Raw genomic sequence first — 23029 nt, 5'->3', positions numbered from 1 at the left:
GGAGGAAGTCAATGGACGTAAGCGGTGAGCCCGTCGACCTGCTGGTGATCGGCGGGGGGACGGCCGGGCTGGTGGGTGCGCGGACGGCCGCCCGGCTTGGAGCCCGCACGGTGCTCGTCGAACGGGCCCGGACCGGGGGAGACTGCCTCTGGACCGGCTGCGTTCCCTCCAAGGCGCTCCTGTCGGCCGCCGAGGGACCGGATGCGCGCCGGCCCGGGTCCGGCACGGCCACCGACTTCGCCGCCGTGCGCCGGCGGGTCGCGGACGCCATCGCGGCCATCGAACCGGAGGACTCCCCGGAGGCGCTCGAGGCCCTGGGTGCCACGGTGGTCTCCGGCACCGCCCGGTTCACCGGACCCCGTGAGGCGGAGATCAACGGCACGAAAATCCGCTTCCGGCAGGCCCTCATCGCCACCGGCGGCGCGCCGATCCTGCCGCCGATCCCGGGGTTGGAGGCGGCACGTCCGGTCACTTCGGAAACGGTGTGGGACCTTGAGGAGCTGCCCGGCCGGCTGGTCGTCATCGGCGGGGGACCCGTCGCCTGCGAGCTTGGGCAGGCCTTCGCGCGGCTGGGCTCCACGGTCACGCTTTTGTCGCGGTCCGGCATCCTTCCCCGGGAGGACCGCGACGCAGCGGCCCTGATCCGCTCCCGCCTGACGGCGGACGGGGTGGAGGTGATCGAGGGTGCCGCCGTCGAGAGGGTCGGCGCCGGGGAAACCGGCAGCACGGTCCATGCCTCGGGCGGACGGAGCTTTGACGCCGATGTCATCCTCGTCGCCGTCGGCCGGGGCCCCCGGACCGCCGGTCTCGGGCTCGGTTCGGCAGGGGTGGAATGCGACGACGCGGGATACGTGCGGGTGGATACCTCAATGCGTACGTCCAATCCGGCGGTCTGGGCCGCCGGCGACGTCACGCCCTACCCCGACTTCACCCACCTGGCCGGAGTCCACGCGAGCACGGCCACCCTCAACGCCGTCCTCGGCGGCCGCCGGACCGTCGACACCACCATTCCCCGCGTCACCTTCACCTCACCCGAGGTGGCGGCCGTCGGCCAAACCTCGCCGTCCGGCAGGGGCTCCACGACGAGGACCATCGAGCACGCCGGCTCGGACCGGGCGATCACCCAGCAGGAGACCAGCGGGTTCACGCGGATCGTCCTCGATCGGCGCGGAAGGATTCTGGGCGGAACCATCGTCGGCCCCCGGGCCGGGGAGTCCCTGGCCGAACTCACCCTCGCCGTGCACCAGAAAATGACGACCCGGGCGCTGACAGCCGTCACCCACCCCTACCCGACCTATAACGACGCCCTGTGGAACGCCGCCATCGCCGAAACCTACGCCCGGCTGGAGAGGCCGCTTCCGCGGGCTGCCCTGAAGCTCCTCGTCGGGCTCAACCGCCGCAGGTCCCGGCGCGCCCGAAGGGACGGACACGGGATTGATTGAATCGGCTGCCATCCTGCTCGCCGGCTTTGCGGCGGGGATGATCAACGCGGCGGTGGGGACCGGAACGCTCGTGACCTTTCCCGTGCTGCTGCTCCTCGGCTATCCCTCGCTGGTGGCCAACATCTCCAACAACATCGGCCTCGTGGCAGGGGGACTTTCGGGGGCGTGGGGATACCGCAGGGAGCTGGCCCCGAACCGGCGGCTGCTCCTTCGGCTGCTGCCGGCATCCGCGGCCGGCGGGGTTGGCGGCGCGCTGTTGCTCCTGGTCCTGCCGGCGGAGGCCTTCGCCGCGATCGTCCCGGTCCTCATCGGCCTGGGCCTGCTGCTGGTCGCCTTCGGGCCGGCTCTCCAGCGGCGGACGGCTCAGCGGAACCGGGAGGGCCGGGGTCCGCAGCCGGGCAGGGGGCACGCCGGGCTGCTGGCCGGGGTCCTGGTCCTCGGCGTCTACGGCGGGTATTTCGGCGCCGCCCAGGGCGTCCTCGTCGTCGGCCTGATGAGCACCGTGACGGCGCTCGCGCTGCAGCAGATCAACGCGGTGAAGAACGTGCTGGTCACCGCGGTCAACGCGGTCGCCGCGGGGATCTTCATGCTCGCAGCGTGGGAGCTCATCGACTGGATGGCGGTGCTGCTGATCGCCTGCGGCTCGCTTGCAGGAGGCTTCATCGGTGCGCGCTACGGGCGCAGGCTTCCCCCGGTGGCGCTTCGAAGCATCATCATCACCGTGGGAACTGTGGCCCTGGTGCGGATGGTTTTCTTCACCTGACGCCGGCGGCTGGGCCAGAGGATGGGGCGGCCCGCTGCGGCCCGGGTCACGATCCGGGGCCGATTCCGCCGAACACGTTCCGCCGCCCCTAGGAATCGGGGATCATATCCGCATGAGCTTCAGGACGTTGATGTCCCTTGGCGCCGCCGCGGCTGTGGTGGTCGTCCTTTCGGGCTGCGGAGCCGATGCCCCGCGCCGGCAGGCTGCACCGGCGGATTCCGTCTCCAACGTGTCCGCCTCCGCCGAGCTGGTAGGGCAGGGAACCGTTCTGCAGAAGGACGGCAGCCCGGCCGAACTGTGCCTGGGGCCGGTGGCGGAGTCCTACCCGCCCCAATGCTCGGGACCGGTCATCAACGGCTGGGACTGGTCCGCGGTGGAGCAGTCGGAGAGCGCCTCGGGGGTGACCTGGGGGACGTATGCGGTGTTCGGGACCTGGGACGGCACGGAGTTCACCTCGACGCGGGCGCCCATTCCGCTGTCCCTGTACGACGCGATGCCGTTCGAGGACCCGCGGTTGTCCGGGGGCAGGACCGGCGCGGGCGACGAGCCGCAGCTCCAGCGCATCCAGCAGGAACTCCACGCCTCCGGCGACCCCGCCGTCCTGAGCTCCTGGACCACCCAGGGCTTCCTGGTGGTCAGCGTGATCTACGACGCCGGCGACATCCAGCGCTCACTCGACGAACGGTTCGGCCCCGACCTGATCCTGGTCCAGCCGGCGCTGCGTCCGGCAGGTTAGGCCGGCCGGCCTCCTGCCGGGTCCCGGCCGGGCTTCGATACTCTAATTGCCGAAAAAATTGCCCGTTGTGCATCCCTACGGGGCCGCCTCCGGGTAGTACCGGTGTCAGCAGAAACGCGCCCGGTCGGGCGACACAAAGGAGTTGTCATGCGAAGAAGCTTGTATACCGTTGGAACCGTGCTGGTGATGGGCGCCGCGGCCATGGCCGGTCCGGCCTCGGCAGCCGAGACCCAGTCCCAGGCATCGTTGTCAGTGTTGCACGCGGTCCCCGACCTGACGGTCGACGTCTACGTCAATGGGGCTCTCACCCTCGATGATTTCACTCCGGGCCAGCTTGCAGGTCCGCTCCCGCTGCCCGCCGGAAACTACCAGCTGGCGGTGACGGCTGCGGACGCCCCGGATGCATCGGCGCCGGTCATCGGTCCCGTTGACGTGACCCTTGAGGCCGGCGGCAACTACACCGCCACTGCCAACCTCGACGCCGCGGGGAATCCGACGGCCAACTTCTACACCAACGATGTCTCCCCCGTGGAAGCGGGCAAGGCCCGGCTGACTGTACGGCATGTTGCCGCTGCTCCGGCGGTGGACGTCCTCGCCGGCGGTGCACCGATCGTCCCGAACCTGAGCAACCCGGGTGAGGCGTCATTGAGCACCGCTCCGGGGACGGTGTCGGCAGCGGTCGCGGCCGCAGGCACCACCGAGCCCGTGATCGGCCCAGCCGACCTCAACCTCGCCGAGGGCACCTCGACGATCGTCTACGCGTGGGGAAGCCTCGAAGGCGGAAACCTCGCGCTGGCCACCCAGGTCATCGAGGGCCTTCAGTCCACTCCGGGGGCTGTCCCAGGCGGCCAGTCCGGTCTGGCCGCACAGAGTGCGGAGAACAATGACGGCGCGGCGCTCGGCCTCGGCCTCGGTGCACTGCTGCTTGCACTTCTGGGGGGCGCCGCGGTGGCAGGCCGGAGGCGCACCGCCCGGGCCTGACACGTTGCGGGGTGTGCGTTGCAGACGGACGCACACCCCGCCCAGCGCACGACCGAGGAACCCATCCTGTGCACCAACAACGAAAATCCTTCGCACTGACTGCGGCGTCGGTCGCGGCCGGCGTGCTCACCATCTGCTGCTCGGTGAGCCTCTGGTCCGCCCCGGCGCCGCAGCAGGGCATGACGGCCGCGGCCGAGGTGGCGTCCCCGCGGGAGGCCGTGGGCCCGGCGTCGCCGCCCGTGCTGCCCGAAACAAACCCGACGCGGAAGCCGACGGGCGCGCCGCCGCCCCCTGTGCCCGTGCTGCCGCCTCCCGAAGAGATCCCGGTCCGGCCGGCCAAGGCCGACGCCGAGCCGCCCCCCGTGCCCCCCGTGTCCCTTGACATCCCCAACACCGGCATTTCCGTCAACGTGGTCGATGTGGGGGTCGACAAGAACGATGCCATGGAGATCCCGAACAGCTTCTGGGAAGCGGGCTGGTACCGCTACGGGCCCGCGCCCGGCTCGAAGGCCGGGAACGCCGTCATCGCCGCCCACGTCGACAGCCAGACCGAGGTGCTGCCCTTCGCCCAGCTCAGGGCCGTGGAGCCGGGCACCGTCATCACCGTCGGCCTCGCCGACGGGCGGTCACTGCGGTATGAGGTGACAGAAGTGAAGAACGTGCCGAAGGCCACCCTCAACGGATCCGAGGTGTTTCGGCGTGACGGCCCCGCCCAGCTCAAGATCATTACGTGCGGTGGAAAATGGCTGCCCGAGAAGGGCGATTACGAGGATAATGTTGTCCTTACAGCCTTGCCCCTCTGAACGCGGTCTCAGTGCAGTCCCTCCGCTGATCAGTTGAACCCCACACCTCCCACACGCCGGGAGGAGGCAGTGAAGGACAGCAGGCCGTCTTTTGGCGCGGTGCCGGGCCCGCACTGCGCTAGAGGAGTGAAGCGTGATCTCTCCAGGCTTCGAGTGGACACCGCAGCTTGACGCACAGTTCTTCGCCGGGGACGAGGAAGCCTTGATCGCTGCCTATCGGCGGTTCGCCCCCTTGGTCTACACCGTTGCCCTGCGGTCCGTGGACGACCGCGCAGTGGCCGCCGACATCACGCAGGACGTGTTCGTGCGGGCCTGGCGCTTCCGGGACAGCTTCGATCCGCGGTCCGGCACGGTGCCGAGGTGGATCTTCGGCATCTGCCGGAATGTGGTCAACGACAGTCTCTCCGCCCGGAGCCGGCACAACCATCTGGTGGCCCGGTGGGGCATGCACACGGATCTCCGGAATTTTCGGAACCGCGCACGGGAAGTGGACGCCGTGACGGACCGGGTGGCCCTCGACACGGAGCTTCAGCTGCTGGGGGAGCCCCGCAGCTCCATCCTGCGGCTCGCCTTCTACGAGGACCTGACGCACCAGCAGATCGCGGCGCTGCTCAATCTTCCGCTGGGGACCGTCAAGAGCCATATCCGCAGGGGGCTCACACACCTTCGCGGGCGGTTGGGCGCCTGGCATGCGGCCTGATACCGGTGCCGTCGGCCGCGCACCCACCGCCAGGGTGGCCCTGCGCAGCGTGGCCGATCCCGCGCATCCGTTGATCGCCTCACACGAGGCCGAGGTACGCGCACGCGTCCTGAAGGCCGCCAGCGCCCTGGTGGACCGGCTGACCTACGACGCCGTCACCATCGATGCCGTTGCCAGGGCCTCGGGGGTGAGTAAGTCGACCCTGTACCGGCACTGGCCATCCCGTCAGCTGCTCGTCCTCGAGGCCTTCACCTACAAGACGAACCTGCTCACCACGGTCGAGGACACCGGCGATGTGGGCCGGGACCTCCACTCCTACCTGGTGTCGCTGACCTACTGCCTGAAGGTCGGCGGGGCGGCGTCCACCGTGGCGAACCTCCTGGCGGAGGCCATCCGCAGCGAGGAATTCGCCGTCCAGTTCCGCCAGACACTGCTGCGCGAACGGCGGCATGGGTTCCTGGTGATCCTGCGCCGGGGCCAGCTCCGCGGCCAGGTCCGCGACGACGTGGACCTGGTGATGGTGATCGACGCGGTCTACGGGGCCCTGCACCACAGGTTGATCGCCACCGGGCAGGACGTCGACGGGCCGTTCCTGCGGGCACTGGCCCGCTTCGCTGTCGAGGGGACCGCCTCCGCACCGTACCGGGAGTCCTACAGGTCCCGGAACTAGGCCGCCGGGTGGAACGATCGGTGCCTCTTCATCCCATTCCTGCCTCGGTCCGGGCCCCGCCGCGCGATAGTGGAACCAGCGCACCACCAGGCGCCGGAACTCCAAGCCATCGAAGGAACCAACAGCATGACGATCAAGGCACAGCCCGGGCGGACGAACATCGGATCGGAGCACCCGGAGCCGTACAAGGCACTCACGGCGGTGGCGAAGCGTGCGGACGAGGCCGCGCTCGCCGAAGGGCTCTCACCCCTGCTGATCGAAATGGTCAAGATCCGGGTCTCCCAGATCAACGGGTGCGCGTTCTGCCTCCGCATCCACACACTGGACGCCCTCGGGAAGGGCGAGAGCGCCGAGCGGTTGAGCCTGCTGCCCGCATGGCGGGAAAGCGGGTACTTCGACGAAAAGGAACGTTCGGCACTTGCGCTGGCCGAGTACATCACGGACATCCGCGACTCCCACTCCCACACGGGTCTCTACGAGTCCGCCGCGGCCCACCTTTCCCCGGGGCAGATGTCCGCGGTGTCATGGGTGGCCCTGGTCATCAACAGCTACAACCGCATCGCCATCAGCAGTGCCTATGAGGTCAACCCCTGACAGTTCGCGGCGGGAGCGCCACCGCGCCGACGCCGGCCGCCACGGCCCGGGGGCAACCCCGGTTCTCTCCTCCGACCCGCAAGGCCGGAGCTCCGTCCCACCGCCCAGCGGGGACGGGTCTTCCGCCCGGGCACCGGCGCACCAGGTGCCCATTCCAGCAGTACCAGCATGAAATTGGAGGCGCAGGTCAATGCGCAGAATCCTCATTATCGGCGGCGGTTACGCCGGTTTCTACGTCGCCTGGCGGTTGGAGAAGTACCTCCGCCCCGGCGAGGCGCAGGTCACGATGGTCGATCCGCTGCCCTACATGACGTATCAGCCGTTCCTCCCGGAGGTGCTGGCCGGGTCGATCGAGGCCCGGCACAGCGTGATCCTGCACCGCCGGCACCTTCGGAAGACCCGCCTGCTGACCGCAAAAGTCAGCTACCTCGACCACGCGGCGAAGACCGCCACGCTCCAGTTCCCTGACGGGCACGAGGACACGGAGACCTACGACATCGTGGTCGTCACCGGCGGCGCGGTCACCCGCACCTTCCCCATCCCGGGGGTCGGCGCGCAGGCCGTCGGGCTGAAGAATATCGAGGAGGCCGTGTTCATCCGGGACACGCTGCTGCGCAATATCGACATGGCCGCGTCACTTCCCCCGGGCCCGGCCCGGGAGAAACTGCTGACCGTCGTGTTCGTCGGCGGCGGATACGCAGGGATCGAGGCCTTCGGCGAGCTGCGGGCGCTGGCCACGGCCACGCTGAAGCGCTACCCGGAACTGAGTCCTGCCGAGACGCACTTCCACCTGATCGAGGCGACCGGCCGGATCCTGCCCGAGGTCTCCGAGGAGACCAGCCGGTGGGTGCTCAGGCATCTTGCCGCCCGCGGGGCGCAGGTCCACCTGAACACCCAGCTCGACTCCGCCGTGGAGGGGACTATCCGGCTCTCCACGGGCGAGGAATTCGAAACAGGGCTGTTGGTGTGGACCGCCGGAGTCCTTGCGAACCCCGCCCTCGCGCGGCACACCGACCTTCCGATCGACGAGCGCGGACGCCTGAGGGCGCGGGCCGACCTGCGGGTGGGCACCGACGACACCCCGGTTGCCGATGCCTGGACGGCCGGAGACATTGCGGCCATCCCCGACCTCTCCGGAGGCGGCGTCGGCGGCTTCACCGTCCCGAACGCCCAGAACGCCATCCGTCAGGGCAAACTGCTCGCCCGGAACCTGCGGGACACCCTGCGCGGCGGCGAGGCGACGAGGTACTTCCACCGCAACCTTGGGGCGGTGGCCACCCTGGGCCTTGGCTCCGGGGTGTTCCAGTCGGGCCCGATCGTGGTCAAGGGATTCCCCGCCTGGGTGATGCACCGCGGATACCATGTGCTGGCCATTCCGACCTGGGAGCGGAAGTGGCGGGTGCTGTGGGGGTGGTGGAACAACCTCTGGCTGGGGCGCGACACCGCCGGACTGCGCGGGCTGCAGACCCCGCGCGGGACGTTCGAGGAGGCCGAATCCTACAGCAGGCCCGCACCCCAGGCGGCTCCGGGAGCGAGCGAAGCACCAACCGTCCGGTAAGCGGGCCCTCCGGGATGGCCTCCTGACCGGCCGGGGCACTTCGCCGCGGCCGGCCCCGGCGCCGGCCCGGGCGGGAACCTACACTGGGCCGATGGATGAGGTCCAGGTGGTGACGACGTCCCTGGGGGCCGTCGAAATCCTGTACCTGCCCGGCGTAAAGCCGCCCGTCCTGTTCTTCCCCGGAGGCCACTGCCGGGCCGGCAGCGACTGCGGGTGGAGCCTCTACACCTCGCTGGGCTACGGGGTGCTCGCGTTCTCCCGCCCCGGGTACGGGCGCACCGACGTGGGTCCGCTGACCGCCGCGGAGTTTCTTCCCGCTGTGGCCGAGAGCGCCCGGCGCCTCGACATCGAGAAGGCCACCGCGGCGGTCGGGGTCTCCTTCGGGGGCCTGCAGGCCATCGCGACGGCCGTGTCGCTTCCGCACCTCCCACCCCGGCTGGTGCTTCACAGCTGTGCCCCGTCGACCCACCCGTACCCCGACTCGCCTCTGCAGGCCCGGATCGCTCCGGTGGTTTTTGGGCCGGCGCTTTCAGGCCACACCTGGAAGGCGGTCGCGCGCAGCGTGGCCACCGACCCCGGGCTGCGGCGCATGGCCGGAACGCTCTCGGACCTTCCGACCGGCGCATGGTGGGACACCTTCCCGGCCGGGGACAGGCAGCGGGCCCGGGAACTGTTCCAGTCAATGGCGTCCGGGTCCGGGTTCGCCAACGACCTGCGCCAGGCCCGCCGTGCCCGATCCTCCTACCGCCGCCGGACCCAGGCCCGCGTCGGCTGCCCCACGCTGGTGACGGCCTCCCGCCATGACGGCGGCGTCGCCTACGCCCACGCCGAGGACTTCCGGGACACCATCCCCACCGCACGGCTGGTGGAGCTTCCGGCGCCTAGCCACCTCTTCTGGCTCGGGCCCAGCCGCGGCGAGGCCGCGGCAGCGGTCCGGGACTTCCTGGCGCCGTCCTGATTCCGCTGAGCCAACCGGAGGTCCGGCTGGAGGGCCGGCCGGAGCGCCGGCCGGAGCGCTGAACCCGGGCCGGTGGCCGCGGTCCGGGTGGAGAGGAACCTACACGGAGAGGAACCTACACGGAGAGGAACCTACACGGAGAGGAACCTACACGGAGGGGACCCTACACGGAGAGGTCGCGGCGGCGGAACGCCGGGACCGCCGCCGCCAGCAGCACCAGGGCGGTGAGGCCCATCAGGAGCAGCGGGTTGCCGTTCAGCGGCACCGACGGCACCGCCGGCACCAGGCCGAAGGGTTCGGCATCAAGAAGGGCCTCCGGGAGCCGGAGGATCGGTCCGTAGAGGCCGATCAGCAGTGAGGCGATCAGGATCAGCCACACCCACCACGATCCCGTCCTCAGGCCGTAGGCCAGCGCCGTCAGGGCCGCGAAGCAGGAAACCAGGGGAAGGTAGGCCAGGGACGCCGCGGTGAATTCCAGCGCCAGGTTCCCCGCACCGGGCCCGACGGCGGATGCCGCCCCGGCTCCCAGGCCGAAGCCGGCGGCCAGCAGCAGCAGCGCGTCCGCTGCGAGGGTGACGGCGAGGCAGTGGAGCAGCAGTCGAGCCCGCCCGGCGCCGGCAGCCAGCAGGAGCGCGGTGCGACCCGAGTCCTCCTCCCGGCGAAGCCGGTTCACCGTGACCACCGCATGGACGGCGACCGCCATCGCGAAGTACCTCAGGAACGCCGAAAGGGTTGCCCTCAGGGCATCCCCGCCCGTCGAACCCCCGATTACCACGGCGAGCTCGGGCCGGGCCTCGAAGCTCTCGACGATGGTCCGGCCCATCGACCCGGTGAGCAGGGCAAAGGCGAAGAGGCCGAGGCACCAGCTGAGGATGCTGCCGCGCTCGAGCCGAAGTGCCAGCCCCGCGGGCGAGGCCAGGGCCCGCGTGGCGCGGCTGGGGCCCGGGCGGGCGGCGAGCAGGCCCGCCCCGAGGTCGCGCCGGGAGGCCAGCAGGTACGCGGCCAGGCAGAGCAGCGCGGCGAGGACCGCCGAGGGCAGCAGCGGCCACCAGCGCAGGTCGACGAAGGCCCGGGTCTGCTGGCTCCACCCGACGGGGGAGAGCCAGGACAATGTGCTCCCACCGACGCGCTGCGCGTCGCCGATCCCGCGGAGGAGGTAGGCAAGCCCGAGTGCCCCTCCCGCCAGGCCCGTGGCGCCGCGGGCCGACTGGCTGAGCTGGGCCGTCACGGCGGCTCCTGCGCCGAAGACAAGGCCGACGGCCGCGACCCCGGCGGCAAGGGCGAGGGAGTCGGCACCGGCAAGTCCGTTGCCGAGCATCGCGGCGGCCAGGACGACGGCGACGGCGCCATTGGCCACCAGCAGGGCGCCGAGGGCGGCCGTAAGCGGGGCGTACCGCCCCACGACGCCCGCCCGCACCAGTTCCGCCCGCCCGGATTCCTCCTCGGCTCTGGTGTGCCGGACCACCAGGAAAATCGACATCAGCGCCGCCGCGACCGCCAGCATGCCCAGTACTTCGTTGGCCAGCATGGCGCCCAGCGTATAGTTCTCCAGCCCGTACCCCGGGCCGGAAAGCAGGGCGCCGGAGGGGTCCTTCAGGATCGCCGCGCGGGTCTGCAGGGCTGCCTGGTCAGGGTAGGCCAGCGGAAGGACCGCGCCGAAGTAGCCGACGAGTCCGCCGAGCGCCAGGGCCCAGAGCGGGACCCGGAGGCGGTCCCGCAGCAGGGCAAAGCGGAACAGCCTCCCCGTTCCGGTGAGGTCGCCGGCGGCGCGGGCATCCCGGAACCCGTCCCGCTGCCCCCGGGGAGGGGCCGCCGTGCTCATGAGCGTGCGCCCTGCGCGTCCGGACTGTACTGGTGGACGAACAGTTCCTCGAGGGTGGGCGGCGTCGAGGTGAGGCTGCCTATGTCCAGGGGCAGGAGATGCTCAAGCACCGCGGGCAGGGCGCCGTCCTCGACGCTGAAGAGCAGGCGCTCGCCGTCCCGGCGGACGTCGTGGACCCCGGGCAGCAGGGCGACACCCGACGGGTCCTTCCCGCACACCACGGACACCGCCGCTCGGGCCAGGTGCCGCAGCTCACTGAGGGCGCCGGATTGAACGGTCTGCCCCTGACGGATGATCGTCACCCGGTCGCAGAGGGTTTCCACCTCGGCGAGGAGGTGGCTTGAGAGCAGCACGGTGCGTCCGGCCGCCTTGGCCTCCCGAACGCAGTCCTGGAACACCCGCTCCATCAGGGGATCGAGGCCGGAGGTGGGTTCGTCGAGCACGAGAAGTTCGACGTCGCTGGCAAGCGCCGCGACGAGTGCGACCTTCTGCCGGTTTCCCTTGGAGTAGGTGCGGGCCTTCTTGCTCGGGTCGAGATCGAAGCGCTCGAGGAGTTCGCTGCGGCGCCTGCCGTCGGCGCCCCCGCGCAGGCTCACGAGGAGATCGATCGCCTCGCCGCCGGTGATCTTCGGCCACAGGTTCACATCCCCGGGAACATAGGAAAGCCTGCGGTGGAGCCGCACAGCCTCGGTCCACGGGTCCTCCCCGAAGAGCCGAACCGTCCCGGAGTCGGCCTTCACTGCGCCGAGGAGGACCCGGATGGTGGTCGACTTGCCGGCTCCGTTGGGGCCGAGGAAGCCGTGGACCTCGCCGGCCTCAAGCCGCAGGTCCAGTTCGTCAAGTGCCCGGACGGCACCGAAGTTCTTGCTCAGTTTGTGCACGTCAATGACGGGGCTCACGGGATGCTCCTGGTGGAAGGGCCGGGGTCAGCGGGGGGATTCTTCCTGCGGAGGGTCCGGAACGTACATCAGGTAGGAGTCGAGCATCGAGCGGTCGGTGGTGAGTCCCTGGGAGAAGAGTTCGAGGGTCGGCGATGCGTGGCGTTCGAGGTAGCCGCGGAGGATCGCGGAAAAGTCGTGGGGGTCCTGCGGCGGGTGCACGCTGAGATCGAGCAGCACCGAGCCGAACCCCTGCAGGGCCAGGCAGCGGGCACGGGCCTTCTCGTCGCGGGAGGGGCGGATGGTGCCCGCTGCCACTCCTTCGGCGAGCCACCCCTCCACCTCCTCGGCGAAGTGGTCGAGGAAGGACCCGGCGGCGGATCCGCCCTCCTGGAGGCAGCGGATGGCGTAGGCCAGGAGGTGGGCGGACTCCTCGACGGTGGCCAGGCCCATCAGGCCCTCGACCGCCGCCGGCCCGCCCGTTGCCTGGGTCTTGTAGGAACGGATCTGCTCGAGGACGTAGCCGTCGCAGGCTTCCCGGAGCCCGTCCTTGGAGCCGAAGTGGTGAAGGACCAGGGCCGGGCTCACCCCGGTCTCCCTTGCGATGGCACGCAGTCCCACCCGGAAGCCGTCGCGCCCGTACAGCCGGACCGCGGCGTCGCGGAGGCGCGCCCTGGCCGTCCGGTCCTCCGGGCGGTCAGCTCGAACGAAAGCGCCGGCTGAACGCATGTTCAGCATGCTAACCACCTGCACAGCGGCGCACTAGGGCCGAAAGGACCGGTCCTGTCCCCGGCCGGGCCCGGCAGGGCTCAGGGGCGTGCCGAGGCCAGCGAGAAGAGCCGAGACCGGTGGTGGGTCGCCGAATCTAGGAGAGCGCGTTCCTCGGCGGCATGCGCGGCCCGTGGCCGGCCGTTGACCATCCGCTGGCGGGTGAAGGCGAGCCGGGTGGCAGCCCGGATGAAGGCCTTCATCTCGCTGCGGGCGCCGAACGACCCCGCCCAGGCGAGGGCCTGGGTCCGCCCCGGACCGGTGGCGAGCATCGACACCTCCTGGGGGGTGAACCAGCCGGCGTCGACATAGTCACCAAGCCGGGATTCGGTCAGCCGGCGCTCGGCCCGCCGGATCAGCACCACCGCGACGATCGCCACGCAGAACAGCGGGACCTGGACGAGCAGGTAGAAGGAGAAGAAATCGTCGAACAGCAGCACCGTCCCGCCGTTCCAGAGCATGTGCCCGGCGATGGCGGGAACTAGGCCCAGGAGGAAGGCCGGCAGCAACCGGGCCGGGCCGCCGCCCCGGCTGACTGCCCGGCCCACCACGAAGCCCAGGGCGGCGGTGAACATCACGTGGGCAAACGGCGAGAACAGCCCGCGCAGCACGAACACGCCGACGACCGCACCCAGGGTTCCCGACTCAAGGATGGCCGAACTGAAGTACAGGATGTTTTCGGTGAAGGCGAACCCCGCGGCGATGGTGCCGGCATAGACGATGCCGTCCACCGGCCCATCGAAGTGGCTGCGCTGGGAGTAGACGAGGATCAGCACCCCGAGTCCCTTCGCGAATTCCTCGACGACCGGGGCCTGCAGGACCGGGCCGATGATGTCGGTCGAGGTTGAGTCAAGTGCCACGCTGAGCAGGCCGAGGACGTAGTTGCCCAGCAGCAGCGTCACGACCACCGAGATTCCCGCACCCCACAGGAAGGCGAACAGCAACGCCCCGCGGGGCTCCGGATCCCAGCGGTCGATCCAGCCGATGCCGAGGGCGCAGATAGCCAGCGGCACCAGTGCCAGCACCGCGCACAGCACCAGCGCCGTCGTACCAAGGGACTGCGACAGGAACCAGGCGAGCGCCGCGAGCACCAGCGCGGTGACGAACAGCAGCACGACGTTGAGGGCGCCGGATCCGCGCCTCACGGGCCGGTTCCACACCGGAGGCGGGGGAGCGGGTTGGTCCCACTGGGGCGCCGGCGGTGCCGAGCGCTGGGTTGAGGCCTCCCACCAGGAAAGCCCCTGGGGGCCGGGGCGGGCCGAGCCGGACGGATCGTAAAGCGACATACGCCCAGACTATTCGCCCGAAGTCCTGTGATACTTTTGAGAACGCAGCCAACCTTTAAATGCCGTCCTGTGAGGCGGGGAAGGAGGAAGCGTGATATGACCGTGCCCGCACCGCATGCCGGAGCCGCACCGCGCGTTGTTCTCGCCGAAGCCGATATAGACCGCGCGCTCACCCGCATCGCCCACGAGATCCTCGAAGCCAACAAGGGCTCCTCTGACCTTGTGCTCCTCGGTATTCCCCGCAGGGGCTTCCCGCTGGCCCAGCGCCTCGCCCGCCGCATCGGCGCCGTCGATCCGTCCATCGACCCCCGGGCCATCACCGGCCAGCTCGATGTCACCATGTACCGGGACGACCTCCAGCGCAATCCCACCCGGCCGCCGCGGGCCACCCAGCTCCCGCCGACGGGGATCGACGAGAAGGTCGTGGTCCTCGTCGATGACGTCCTGTACTCCGGGCGGACCATCCGGGCCGCCCTTGACGCACTGGCCGACCTGGGCCGGCCCCGCATCGTGCGGCTCGCCGTCCTGGTTGACCGCGGGCACCGGGAGCTTCCGATCCGCGCCGACCATGTCGGCAAGAACCTCCCGACCTCCTCGGCCGAACGGGTCCGGGTGCACCTCGAGGAGATCGACACCGTCGCCGGACGCCCGGTGAACGAAGTGGTCATCGAGGGCGGCGCATGAAGCACCTCCTCTCCACCCATGACCTCGCCCTGCACGACGCGCTGCGCCTGCTCGACACCGCCGAGGAAATGGCGGCCGTGGGCGAGCGCGAAATCAAGAAGCTGCCCGCCCTGCGCGGGCGTACCGTGGTGAACCTGTTCTACGAGGACTCGACGAGGACCCGGATCTCCTTCGAGGCCGCCGCCAAGCGGCTCTCCGCGGACGTCATCAACTTCGCCGCCAAGGGCTCCTCGGTCTCCAAGGGCGAATCGCTCAAGGACACCGCCCAGACGCTCGAGGCGATGAGCGCCGACGCCGTCGTCATCCGCCACCCCGCCTCCGGCGCCCCAGCCCGCCTGGCCGCGTCGGGCTGGATCGACGCGGCGGTCCTCAACGCCGGCGACGGAACGCACGAGCACCCCACCCAGGCGCTGCTCGACGCCTTCACGCTCCGCCGCCACTGGGCGAAGGTGGCCGGCACCGGCTCTCCCGGCAGCGACCTCACCGGCATGCGGGTCCTGATCGTGGGGGACATCCTCCACTCGCGGGTTGCCCGCTCCAATGTGTGGCTCCTGAAGACCCTCGGCGCGGAGGTGACGCTGGTGGGCCCGCCCACCCTGCTCCCCGTGGGGGTCGACACCTGGCCCTGCACCGTGCGGTACAACCTGGACGAGGCGCTCGCCGACCGGCCCGACGCCGTCATGATGCTCCGGCTGCAGGCCGAACGGATGAACGCAGCGTTCTTCCCCTCCACCCGGGAGTACTCCCGGCGCTGGGGGTTCGATGACGCCCGCCTCGCGGCGCTGGACACCCTGGGCCTCGGCGACACGGTCATCATGCACCCCGGACCCATGAACCGCGGCCTGGAGATTTCGGCCGCCGCCGCCGACTCGGTCCGCTCAACCGTGCTGGCCCAGGTGCGCAACGGCGTCTCGGTGCGCATGGCCGCGCTGTACCTGCTGCTTGCCGGCGGCACCCACGACGACCCGGCCGCGCCGGCCGTCCGCGAGAACCCCGCACTTTCCCCCACGAAGGAGCCCGCAGTATGACCGGTGCAGAACCGACACCCGGACACGGGTACCTGATCCGGGGCGCCTCCCCGCTGGGCGGACCCCGCCAGGACCTGCTGATCCGGGACGGACTCATCGCGCGGGTCGGCCCCGGCGCCGCCCCGGATTCCGGAACGCAGGTGATCGACGCCGACGGGCTGATTGCCCTGCCCGGCATGGTCGACCTCCACACCCACCTGCGCGAGCCCGGCCGCGAGGATGCCGAAACCGTTGAAACCGGCTCCCGCGCCGCTGCACTGGGCGGTTTCACCGCGGTTCACGCCATGGCCAACAGCTCGCCGGTGGCCGACACCGCCGGCGTCGTTGAACAGGTGTACAGCCTCGGGGAGCGCGCGGGCTGGGTCGAGGTCCGCCCGGTCGGCGCCGTCACCGTCGGCCTGGCGGGGGAGCGGATGGCCGAACTCGGCGCCATGGCCGAATCCCGCGCCAGGGTGCGTGTCTTCTCCGACGACGGCATCTGCGTCTCCGACCCCGTCCTGATGCGCCGTGCCCTCGAGTACGTGAAGGCCTTCGACGGTGTGATCGCCCAGCACGCCCAGGAGCCCCGGCTCACCGAGGGGGCGCAGATGAACGAGGGGGAGGTCTCCGCCGTCCTGGGCCTGACCGGCTGGCCGGCGGTCGCCGAGGAGAGCATCATCGCCCGCGACGTGCTCCTGGCCCAGCACGTGAACTCCCGGCTGCACGTCTGCCATGTCTCCACCGCCGGGTCCGTCGAGATCCTGCGCTGGGCCAAGGCCCGAGGCATCCGCGTCACCGCCGAGGTCACCCCGCACCACCTGCTGCTCACCGACGACCTCGTGCGCAGCTACGACCCCGTCTACAAGGTGAACCCGCCGCTGCGCACCGCCGACGACGTGCAGGCCCTGCGTGAGGCCCTCGCCGACGGCACCATCGACGCCGTCGGAACCGACCACGCCCCTCACCCCAGCGAGCACAAGGAATGCGAGTGGGCGCAGGCGGCCATGGGCATGACTGGCCTCGAGACCGCCCTGTCCGTGGTGCAGCACTCCATGGTGGAGACCGGACTGCTGGACTGGGAGGGGTTCGCCCGCGTCACCTCCACCCGGCCCGCGGAGATCGGGCGGCTGGCCCACCAGGGCAGGCCGCTGGCCGAGGGCGAACCGGCCAACCTCATCCTGGTGGACCCCGCGGCGCGCTGGACGGTCGACCCGTATCGGATGGCGACCATGGGGCGCAACAGCCCCTTCGCCGGGCTCCAGCTCCCCGGCCGGGTCCAGGCCACGTTCTACCTCGGCCACCCCACCGTCCTCGACGGCGCCCTCAATGCGCCGCTCACCCCTGCTGCAAAGGAAACCGCGTGGACTGGCTAGGCCCGCTCAGCCTCACCCTCCTGATCGTCGGTGCCGTCTTCGCCCTGATGGCCGTGGGCTGGCGCAACCGGCTGCGCCGGCAGGCCGCGGTGCCCGCCCCACCGGCCGTCCCGGCCGACCCCGGCCCGGAGCTGTACCGGACCGAAGGCCAGTACGTGGCCACGACGACGGCGGGGGACTGGCTCGACCGCATCGCCGTCCACGGCCTGGGAGTGCGTTCCGAGGCTGTCGTCACGGTGCACCCCGACGGCATCCTCCTGGCCCGCCGGGGCGCCCCGGACGTGTACGTGCCGCGGAGCGACCTCACCGGGGTCCGCCTCGAATCGGGCATGACCGGCAAGTTCGTCGAAAAGAACGGCCTGGTCGTGCTCTCCTGGCGGCTCAACGGCGAAGGCGTCGACACCGGGTTCCGCACCCGCCACGCCACCGACAAGGCCCAGCTCCTCGCGGCGGTCGCCGCCCTCACCCCAGCCACCCCACCGTCGAACGATTCCCCGACTGATCTCGAAGGCAGGAACTTCAAGTGAACCAACCCCCCACGTCCCCGGCAGCGGCGGTGCTCGTCCTCGAGGACGGCAGGTCCTTCCGCGGCCGCAGCTACGGCGCCGAGGGCACGGCCCTCGGTGAGGCGGTGTTCGCCACCGGCATGACCGGCTACCAGGAAACCATCACCGACCCCTCCTACGCCCGCCAGCTCGTGGTCCAGACGGCACCCCACATCGGCAACACCGGGGTGAACGCCGCCGACGCCGAATCACGGCGCATCTGGGTGGCAGGCTACATCGTGCGAGACGCGGCCCGCCGCCCATCCAACTGGCGCTCCGAACTCAGCCTCGACGCCCAGCTCCGCGACCAGGGTGTCGTCGGGATCGAGGGCGTTGACACCCGCGCCGTCACACGCCACCTGCGTGAGCGCGGCGCGATGAAGGCCGGGATCTTCTCCGGCGCCGCGGCCGCCCTGCCCGCCGCACAGCTGCTGGAGCAGGTCCGGGCGCAGCAGTCGATGGCCGGAGCGCGCCTCGCGGAGGAGGTGAGCGCCGAGGCGGTGTACACCGTCGAACCGGCCGACCACGGGTGGGACGGCGAGCCCCGATTCACCGTCGCCGCCCTGGACCTCGGGATCAAGACTATGACGCCTCGACACTTCGCCCAGCGCGGAGTGCGCACCGTCGTCTTCCCTGCCGACACCTCCTTCGAGGAACTCACCGAGGCCGGCCCGGACGGCGTGTTCATGTCCAACGGCCCCGGGGACCCGGCCACGGCCGACGTGCAGGTCGAGCTGCTGCGGCGGGTCCTTGAGCGGCGGATCCCGTTCTTCGGCATCTGCTTCGGCAACCAGATCCTGGGCCGGGCGCTGGGCTTCGGCACCTACAAGCTGCGCTACGGCCACCGCGGCATCAACCAGCCCGTCCTGGACCGGCGCACCGGCCGGGTCGAGATCACCTCCCAGAACCACGGGTTCGCCGTCGACGCCCCGCTCGAGGGCCCCGTCGAGGCGCCGCACGGCGGCTTCGGCCGCGTCGAGGTCAGCCACATCAGCCTCAACGACTCGGTCGTCGAGGGGCTCGCGTGCCTTGACCTTCCCGCCTTCTCCGTCCAGTACCACCCCGAAGCGGCAGCCGGCCCCCACGACTCGGCCTACCTGTTCGACCGCTTCATCGACCTGATGGCTGCCGCTCAAGGCACGCAGATCAGCCCCGCAAGCACCGCCCCGAGCACCCCCCAGGAAGAGAACTGATGCCCCGCAGAACCGACCTCAAGAGCGTCCTGGTCATCGGCTCCGGCCCCATCGTGATCGGGCAGGCCGCAGAATTCGACTACTCGGGCACCCAGGCACTGCGCGTGCTCAAGGAGGAGGGCCTGCGGGTCATCCTCGTCAACTCGAACCCGGCCACCATCATGACCGACCCCGAGTTCGCCGACGCCACCTACGTCGAACCCATCACCCCCGAGGTGGTCGCCAAGATCATCGAGAAGGAACGCCCCGACGCGCTCCTTCCCACCCTCGGCGGGCAGACCGCGCTGAACACCGCCATCGCCCTGGACAAGAACGGCATCCTCGAGAAATTCAATGTCGAGCTGATCGGCGCGAACATCGCTGCCATCGAGCTCGGCGAGGACCGGGAGAAGTTCAAGGGCGTCGTCGAACGCTGCGGCGCCGAATCGGCCCGCTCGGTGATCGTCCACACCCTGGATGAGGCCCTGGCCGCCGCCGGCGACCTCGGCTACCCCATGGTGGTGCGGCCCTCCTTCACCATGGGTGGACTCGGCTCCGGCCTGGCCCACACCGAGGCCGACCTGCGCCGGATCGTCGGGCAGGGCCTCCAGTACAGCCCCACCAGCGAGGTGCTGCTCGAGGAGAGCATCCTGGGCTGGAAGGAATACGAGCTGGAGATGATGCGGGACAAGAACGACAACGTCGTTGTGGTCTGCTCCATCGAGAACTTCGACCCGGTCGGGGTCCACACCGGCGACTCGATCACCGTGGCCCCCGCACTCACCCTGACCGACCGCGAGTACCAGCGGCTGCGCGACATCTCCATCGCCGTCATCCGCGAGGTCGGCGTGGACACCGGCGGCTGCAATATCCAGTTCGCCATCGAACCCTCGACCGGCCGCGTCGTCGTGATTGAGATGAACCCCCGCGTCTCGCGCTCCTCGGCCCTGGCCTCCAAGGCCACCGGCTTCGCCATCGCGAAGATCGCCACCAAGCTCTCCCTCGGCTATACCCTCGACGAGATCCCCAACGACATCACGCAGAAGACGCCGGCCTCCTTCGAGCCGACCCTCGACTACGTGGTGGTGAAGGTTCCGCGCTTCGCCTTCGAGAAGTTCCCCGCCGCCGACACCACGCTGACGACCACCATGAAGTCGGTCGGCGAGGCCATGGCGATGGGCCGCAACTTCACCGAGGCGCTGCAGAAGGCCCTGCGCTCTCTGGAGCAGAAGGGCTCCCAGCTGTCCTTCGCCCCCGTGCCCGCCGGGGAGGTCCCCGGCCTCATCGAGGCGGCGAAGCGGCCGACGACGGAACGGCTCTCCCAGGTCCAGCGCGCGCTGCTGGGCGGGGCGAGCGTCGAACAGCTCCACGAGGCCACGGGCATCGACCCGTGGTTCCTTGACCAGCTGGTCCTGCTCAACGAGACCGCCGAGCAGGTGCGGACGGCCGGGAACCTGAGCGAGGACGTCCTCCGCCTCGCCAAGCGCCACGGCTTCTCCGACGAACAGGTCGGCGCCCTGCGGCACATCCCCGACGCGGTGGTGCGAGGGGTCCGGCACGCCCTCGGGGTGCGCCCGGTCTTCAAGACCGTCGACACGTGCGCCGCCGAGTTCGCCGCCTACACCCCGTACCACTACTCCTCCTACGACGAGGAGGACGAAGTGGCCGATCACGCCCAGCCCTCGGTGATCATCCTCGGGTCCGGGCCGAACCGGATCGGGCAGGGCATCGAGTTCGACTACTCCTGCGTGCACGCCTCCATGGCGCTGCGGCAGGCCGGGTACGAGACGGTGATGATCAACTGCAACCCCGAGACGGTCTCGACCGACTACGACATCTCCACCCGCCTCTACTTCGAGCCGCTCACGCTCGAGGACGTCCTCGAGGTGATCGCCGCGGAGCAGCGGACCGGGGGAGTGATGGGGGTCTTTGTCCAGCTGGGCGGGCAGACGCCGTTGAAACTGGCGCAAGAACTGGCCGACGCAGGCATCCCCATCCTGGGGACCTCGCCGGAGGCCATCGACCTGGCCGAGCACCGCGGGGCCTTCAGCCGGGTGCTCGACGCCGGCGGGCTGATCGCCCCGAAGAACGGCACCGCCGTGTCCTTCGAGGACTCCAAGAAGATCGCCGACGAGATCGGCTACCCCGTGCTGGTGCGCCCCTCCTACGTGCTGGGCGGGCGCGGCATGGAGATCGTGTACGACGAGCCGAACCTCTCGCGCTACATCGCCAACGCCACCGAGATCACCGCCGACCACCCTGTGTTGATCGACCGGTTCCTCGAAGACGCCATCGAGATCGACGTCGACGCCCTCTACGACGGCACCGAGATGTACCTGGGCGGAATCATGGAGCACATCGAGGAGGCCGGCATCCACTCAGGAGACTCCGCCTGCGTGCTGCCGCCGATCACCCTCGGCGCCGACGTCCTGGAGCGGGTCCGGACGGCGACGCTGGCCATCGCCGAGGGCGTGGGGGTGCGCGGGCTGATCAACATCCAGTTCGCCCTGGCCTCCGACATCCTCTACGTCCTGGAGGCGAATCCGCGTGCCTCCCGCACCGTGCCGTTCGTTTCCAAGGCCACCGGCGTGCAGCTCGCCAAGGCGGCGGCGCTGATCGGCGTCGGGGTCAGCATCGCCGAACTGCGCAATGAGCACCACCTGCTGCCGCAGCGGGGCGACGGCGGGTCCCTGCCCTTCGACGCCCCGGTGTCGGTGAAGGAAGCCGTGCTGCCTTTCAGCCGGTTCCGTACCCCCGAGGGCGTGGTCGTCGACTCGCTGCTCGGCCCGGAGATGCGCTCCACCGGTGAGGTCATGGGAATCGACAAGTACTTCGACACCGCCTTCGCCAAGAGCCAGGCCGCGGCGAACGCGGCCCTGCCGATCGCGGGCAAGGTCTTCGTCTCCGTGGCCAACAGGGACAAGCGCTCAATCATCCTGCCGGTCAAGCGCCTCGTCGACCTGGGCTTCCAGATCGTCTCCACCGGCGGCACCGCCGATGTGCTCCGGCGCAACGGCATCAGCGCCACTACGGTGCGGAAGGTCGCCGAGGGCGCCGGGGCCGACGGCACGGGCACCGTCGTCGACCTGATCACCAGCGGCGGCATCGACATGATCATCAACACGCCCTCCGGCGGGCAGGCCCGCGGCGACGGGTACGAGATCCGGGCGGCGGCGACCTCCTACGGGCTCCCCGTCGTCACCACCATCCCCGAGGTCGGGGCCGCCGTGCAGGCGATCGAGGCCATGCGCTCCTTTGAATGGTCGGTGACGAGCCTTCAGGAACACGCGGCGAACCTGCGCGCCTCAACGGAGGCCCAGCATGCCTCCTAGCACCGGCACCCGCCCCGAGGGCGCGCCCCGCGAACCGTTCGGGGTGCGCCTTGCGGCCGCGCGGCGGCGACGCGGCGGCCTGTGCATCGGGATCGACCCGCACCCTGCCCTGCTGGCGGCCTGGGACCTGCCGGACAGCCCGGCGGGCCTTGAGCGGTTCTCGCTGACGGCGCTGGAGGTCCTCGGGCCCGAGGCTGCGGCCCTGAAGCCGCAGGTGGCCCTGTACGAGCGGCACGGCTCCAAGGGCCTGGCCGTGCTCGAGACGCTGCTGGCCCGGGCGGCGGAGGCGGACGTGCTGACGATCGCCGATGCCAAACGGGGCGACATCGGCTCAACCATGACCGCCTACGCGGAGGCCTGGCTGGCAGAGGGCGCGCCGCTCGCCGCGGACGCCGTCACCCTCAACCCGTACCTCGGCTTCGAATCCCTGCGACCGGCCCTCGACCTGGCTGAAGCCACCGGCCGGGGGGTGTTCGTCCTTGCGCTCACCTCCAACCCCGAGGGGGCCTCGGTGCAGCACGCCGGCGGCGCGGAATCGGTGGCGTTGAGGATCGTGCGGGCCGCCGCTGCGGAAAACCGGGCGGCGTCGGCGGCCGGAGCCCCCGGGTCCGTCGGCCTGGTCATCGGCGCGACCGTCGGGACCGCCGTGAAGTCCCTCGGCCTTGACCTCGGTGCGCTGAACGGGCCCATCCTGGCCCCCGGCGTGGGGGCCCAGGGCGCGGGCCCCCGCGAACTCGAGGCGAGCTTCGGCGCCGCCCGTCCCCTGGTGCTGCCGACCTCGAGCCGGGCCGTCCTCGCGGCGGGGCCGGATCCGGCACGGCTGCGGGAGGCTGCGCGGACCGCCCGCCGGGAACTTGATCCGCTTCCTGCAGCGGATTGATTTCGGGCCGAGCGAGGCGATAGGTTCAAAGCCAGCCCAATCCACCAGACCAGCGGTGACCGGTACTTCGCCGGCCG

At 70.6% G+C, this 23029-nt stretch carries 21 protein-coding genes; 17 read left to right on the top strand and 4 right to left on the bottom strand.

Translation table 11 applies throughout. The features are described from left to right. Positions 1-11: 11 nt before the first annotated feature. The 10 genes from I6N91_RS02780 to I6N91_RS02735 all read left to right on the top strand — a co-directional run bounded on the left by I6N91_RS02780 (position 12) and on the right by I6N91_RS02735 (position 9205). Positions 12-1442: an NAD(P)/FAD-dependent oxidoreductase gene (locus tag I6N91_RS02780; protein ID WP_198810385.1), complete on the top strand. Its 1431-nt coding sequence runs from the start codon at positions 12-14 to the stop codon at positions 1440-1442. Next, positions 1435-2205: a sulfite exporter TauE/SafE family protein gene (locus tag I6N91_RS02775; protein WP_233091379.1), complete on the top strand. Its 771-nt coding sequence runs from the start codon at positions 1435-1437 to the stop codon at positions 2203-2205. Before I6N91_RS02780 ends, I6N91_RS02775 begins: the two co-directional genes overlap by 8 nt. A 112-nt stretch (positions 2206-2317) precedes the next feature. After that, positions 2318-2941 carry a hypothetical protein gene (locus tag I6N91_RS02770; RefSeq protein WP_198810384.1) on the top strand — a complete coding sequence of 208 codons (624 nt, stop codon included), beginning with the start codon at positions 2318-2320 and terminating at the stop codon, positions 2939-2941. 147 nt (positions 2942-3088) lie between these two features. Further along, positions 3089-3922: a DUF4397 domain-containing protein gene (locus I6N91_RS02765; protein WP_198810383.1), complete on the top strand. Its 834-nt coding sequence runs from the start codon at positions 3089-3091 to the stop codon at positions 3920-3922. A gap of 68 nt (positions 3923-3990) precedes the next feature. Further along, positions 3991-4725, top strand: a complete 735-nt coding sequence (locus I6N91_RS02760) for a class F sortase (RefSeq protein ID WP_307843212.1) — start codon at positions 3991-3993, stop codon at positions 4723-4725. Positions 4726-4858: 133 nt separating this feature from the next. Next, complete coding sequence (locus tag I6N91_RS02755; protein ID WP_198810382.1) at positions 4859-5425, top strand: RNA polymerase sigma factor; 567 nt, start codon at positions 4859-4861, stop codon at positions 5423-5425. Then, positions 5415-6095: a TetR/AcrR family transcriptional regulator gene (locus I6N91_RS02750; protein ID WP_198810381.1), complete on the top strand. Its 681-nt coding sequence runs from the start codon at positions 5415-5417 to the stop codon at positions 6093-6095. Before I6N91_RS02755 ends, I6N91_RS02750 begins: the two co-directional genes overlap by 11 nt. A gap of 126 nt (positions 6096-6221) precedes the next feature. Then, complete coding sequence (locus I6N91_RS02745) at positions 6222-6689, top strand: carboxymuconolactone decarboxylase family protein (RefSeq protein ID WP_198810380.1); 468 nt, start codon at positions 6222-6224, stop codon at positions 6687-6689. Between the two features lie 190 nt (positions 6690-6879). After that, positions 6880-8247, top strand: a complete 1368-nt coding sequence (locus I6N91_RS02740; protein ID WP_198810379.1) for an NAD(P)/FAD-dependent oxidoreductase — start codon at positions 6880-6882, stop codon at positions 8245-8247. Positions 8248-8338: 91 nt separating this feature from the next. Next, positions 8339-9205, top strand: coding sequence for an alpha/beta fold hydrolase (locus I6N91_RS02735; protein ID WP_198810378.1), 867 nt, complete (start codon positions 8339-8341; stop codon positions 9203-9205). Between the two features lie 163 nt (positions 9206-9368). Here the strand turns inward: I6N91_RS02735 and I6N91_RS02730 are convergent, their stop codons facing one another. The 4 genes from I6N91_RS02730 to I6N91_RS02715 all read right to left on the bottom strand — a co-directional run bounded on the left by I6N91_RS02730 (position 9369) and on the right by I6N91_RS02715 (position 13959). Beyond that, on the bottom strand, positions 9369-11027 hold the full coding sequence (locus tag I6N91_RS02730; protein ID WP_198810377.1) for a polyketide antibiotic transporter: 1659 nt from the start codon (positions 11025-11027) through the stop codon (positions 9369-9371). Then, entirely contained in the window at positions 11024-11926 is a 903-nt protein-coding gene (locus I6N91_RS02725; RefSeq protein ID WP_198810376.1) for an ABC transporter ATP-binding protein, read from the bottom strand. Before I6N91_RS02725 ends, I6N91_RS02730 begins: the two co-directional genes overlap by 4 nt. A 27-nt stretch (positions 11927-11953) precedes the next feature. Next, positions 11954-12634 (bottom strand): TetR/AcrR family transcriptional regulator, encoded by a 681-nt coding sequence (locus I6N91_RS02720; RefSeq protein WP_233091378.1) that lies wholly within the window; start codon positions 12632-12634, stop codon positions 11954-11956. Positions 12635-12714: 80 nt separating this feature from the next. Beyond that, entirely contained in the window at positions 12715-13959 is a 1245-nt protein-coding gene (locus I6N91_RS02715) for a PrsW family intramembrane metalloprotease (protein WP_198810374.1), read from the bottom strand. A gap of 96 nt (positions 13960-14055) precedes the next feature. Here I6N91_RS02715 and pyrR point away from each other — a divergent pair, with 96 nt between their 5' ends. From pyrR to pyrF, 7 genes are read left to right on the top strand one after another with little or no spacing between them, the layout of a single operon-like run. After that, entirely contained in the window at positions 14056-14643 is a 588-nt protein-coding gene (pyrR, locus tag I6N91_RS02710) for a bifunctional pyr operon transcriptional regulator/uracil phosphoribosyltransferase PyrR (protein WP_198810373.1), read from the top strand. Continuing rightward, positions 14640-15671, top strand: coding sequence for an aspartate carbamoyltransferase catalytic subunit (locus I6N91_RS02705; protein ID WP_198810372.1), 1032 nt, complete (start codon positions 14640-14642; stop codon positions 15669-15671). The genes pyrR and I6N91_RS02705 overlap by 4 nt, the downstream gene beginning before the upstream one ends. Next, entirely contained in the window at positions 15668-17023 is a 1356-nt protein-coding gene (locus I6N91_RS02700; protein WP_198810371.1) for a dihydroorotase, read from the top strand. The genes I6N91_RS02705 and I6N91_RS02700 overlap by 4 nt, the downstream gene beginning before the upstream one ends. Next, positions 17011-17550 carry a hypothetical protein gene (locus I6N91_RS02695; RefSeq protein WP_374058902.1) on the top strand — a complete coding sequence of 180 codons (540 nt, stop codon included), beginning with the start codon at positions 17011-17013 and terminating at the stop codon, positions 17548-17550. Before I6N91_RS02700 ends, I6N91_RS02695 begins: the two co-directional genes overlap by 13 nt. Continuing rightward, on the top strand, positions 17547-18761 hold the full coding sequence (gene carA, locus I6N91_RS02690) for a glutamine-hydrolyzing carbamoyl-phosphate synthase small subunit (RefSeq protein WP_198810370.1): 1215 nt from the start codon (positions 17547-17549) through the stop codon (positions 18759-18761). The genes I6N91_RS02695 and carA overlap by 4 nt, the downstream gene beginning before the upstream one ends. Further along, positions 18761-22072 carry a carbamoyl-phosphate synthase large subunit gene (gene carB, locus I6N91_RS02685; RefSeq protein WP_198810369.1) on the top strand — a complete coding sequence of 1104 codons (3312 nt, stop codon included), beginning with the start codon at positions 18761-18763 and terminating at the stop codon, positions 22070-22072. The genes carA and carB overlap by 1 nt, the downstream gene beginning before the upstream one ends. Beyond that, positions 22062-22952, top strand: a complete 891-nt coding sequence (gene pyrF, locus I6N91_RS02680) for an orotidine-5'-phosphate decarboxylase (protein ID WP_198810368.1) — start codon at positions 22062-22064, stop codon at positions 22950-22952. The genes carB and pyrF overlap by 11 nt, the downstream gene beginning before the upstream one ends. The last annotated feature ends 77 nt before the right edge of the window (positions 22953-23029 follow it).

The sequence above is a fragment of the Arthrobacter sp. MSA 4-2 genome (assembly GCF_016405885.1).
GTDB lineage: Bacteria > Actinomycetota > Actinomycetes > Actinomycetales > Micrococcaceae > Arthrobacter_D.
Note: the sequence above shows the minus strand (reverse complement) of the source record. Positions and strands in the feature narration are given on the sequence as shown.

Excerpts from the sequence above, each read along its gene's own strand:
- I6N91_RS02780 (WP_198810385.1), top strand. The coding sequence starts at position 12 with ATGGACGTAAGCGGTGAGCCCGTCGACCTGCTGGTGATCGGCGGGGGG.
- I6N91_RS02770 (WP_198810384.1), top strand. The coding sequence starts at position 2,318 with ATGAGCTTCAGGACGTTGATGTCCCTTGGCGCCGCCGCGGCTGTGGTG.
- I6N91_RS02765 (WP_198810383.1), top strand. The coding sequence starts at position 3,089 with ATGCGAAGAAGCTTGTATACCGTTGGAACCGTGCTGGTGATGGGCGCC.
- I6N91_RS02750 (WP_198810381.1), top strand. The coding sequence starts at position 5,415 with ATGCGGCCTGATACCGGTGCCGTCGGCCGCGCACCCACCGCCAGGGTG.
- I6N91_RS02745 (WP_198810380.1), top strand. The coding sequence starts at position 6,222 with ATGACGATCAAGGCACAGCCCGGGCGGACGAACATCGGATCGGAGCAC.
- I6N91_RS02740 (WP_198810379.1), top strand. The coding sequence starts at position 6,880 with ATGCGCAGAATCCTCATTATCGGCGGCGGTTACGCCGGTTTCTACGTC.
- I6N91_RS02735 (WP_198810378.1), top strand. The coding sequence starts at position 8,339 with ATGGATGAGGTCCAGGTGGTGACGACGTCCCTGGGGGCCGTCGAAATC.
- I6N91_RS02730 (WP_198810377.1), bottom strand. The coding sequence starts at position 11,027 with ATGAGCACGGCGGCCCCTCCCCGGGGGCAGCGGGACGGGTTCCGGGAT.
- I6N91_RS02720 (WP_233091378.1), bottom strand. The coding sequence starts at position 12,634 with ATGCGTTCAGCCGGCGCTTTCGTTCGAGCTGACCGCCCGGAGGACCGG.
- I6N91_RS02715 (WP_198810374.1), bottom strand. The coding sequence starts at position 13,959 with ATGTCGCTTTACGATCCGTCCGGCTCGGCCCGCCCCGGCCCCCAGGGG.
- pyrR (WP_198810373.1), top strand. The coding sequence starts at position 14,056 with ATGACCGTGCCCGCACCGCATGCCGGAGCCGCACCGCGCGTTGTTCTC.
- I6N91_RS02705 (WP_198810372.1), top strand. The coding sequence starts at position 14,640 with ATGAAGCACCTCCTCTCCACCCATGACCTCGCCCTGCACGACGCGCTG.
- I6N91_RS02700 (WP_198810371.1), top strand. The coding sequence starts at position 15,668 with ATGACCGGTGCAGAACCGACACCCGGACACGGGTACCTGATCCGGGGC.
- carB (WP_198810369.1), top strand. The coding sequence starts at position 18,761 with ATGCCCCGCAGAACCGACCTCAAGAGCGTCCTGGTCATCGGCTCCGGC.
- pyrF (WP_198810368.1), top strand. The coding sequence starts at position 22,062 with ATGCCTCCTAGCACCGGCACCCGCCCCGAGGGCGCGCCCCGCGAACCG.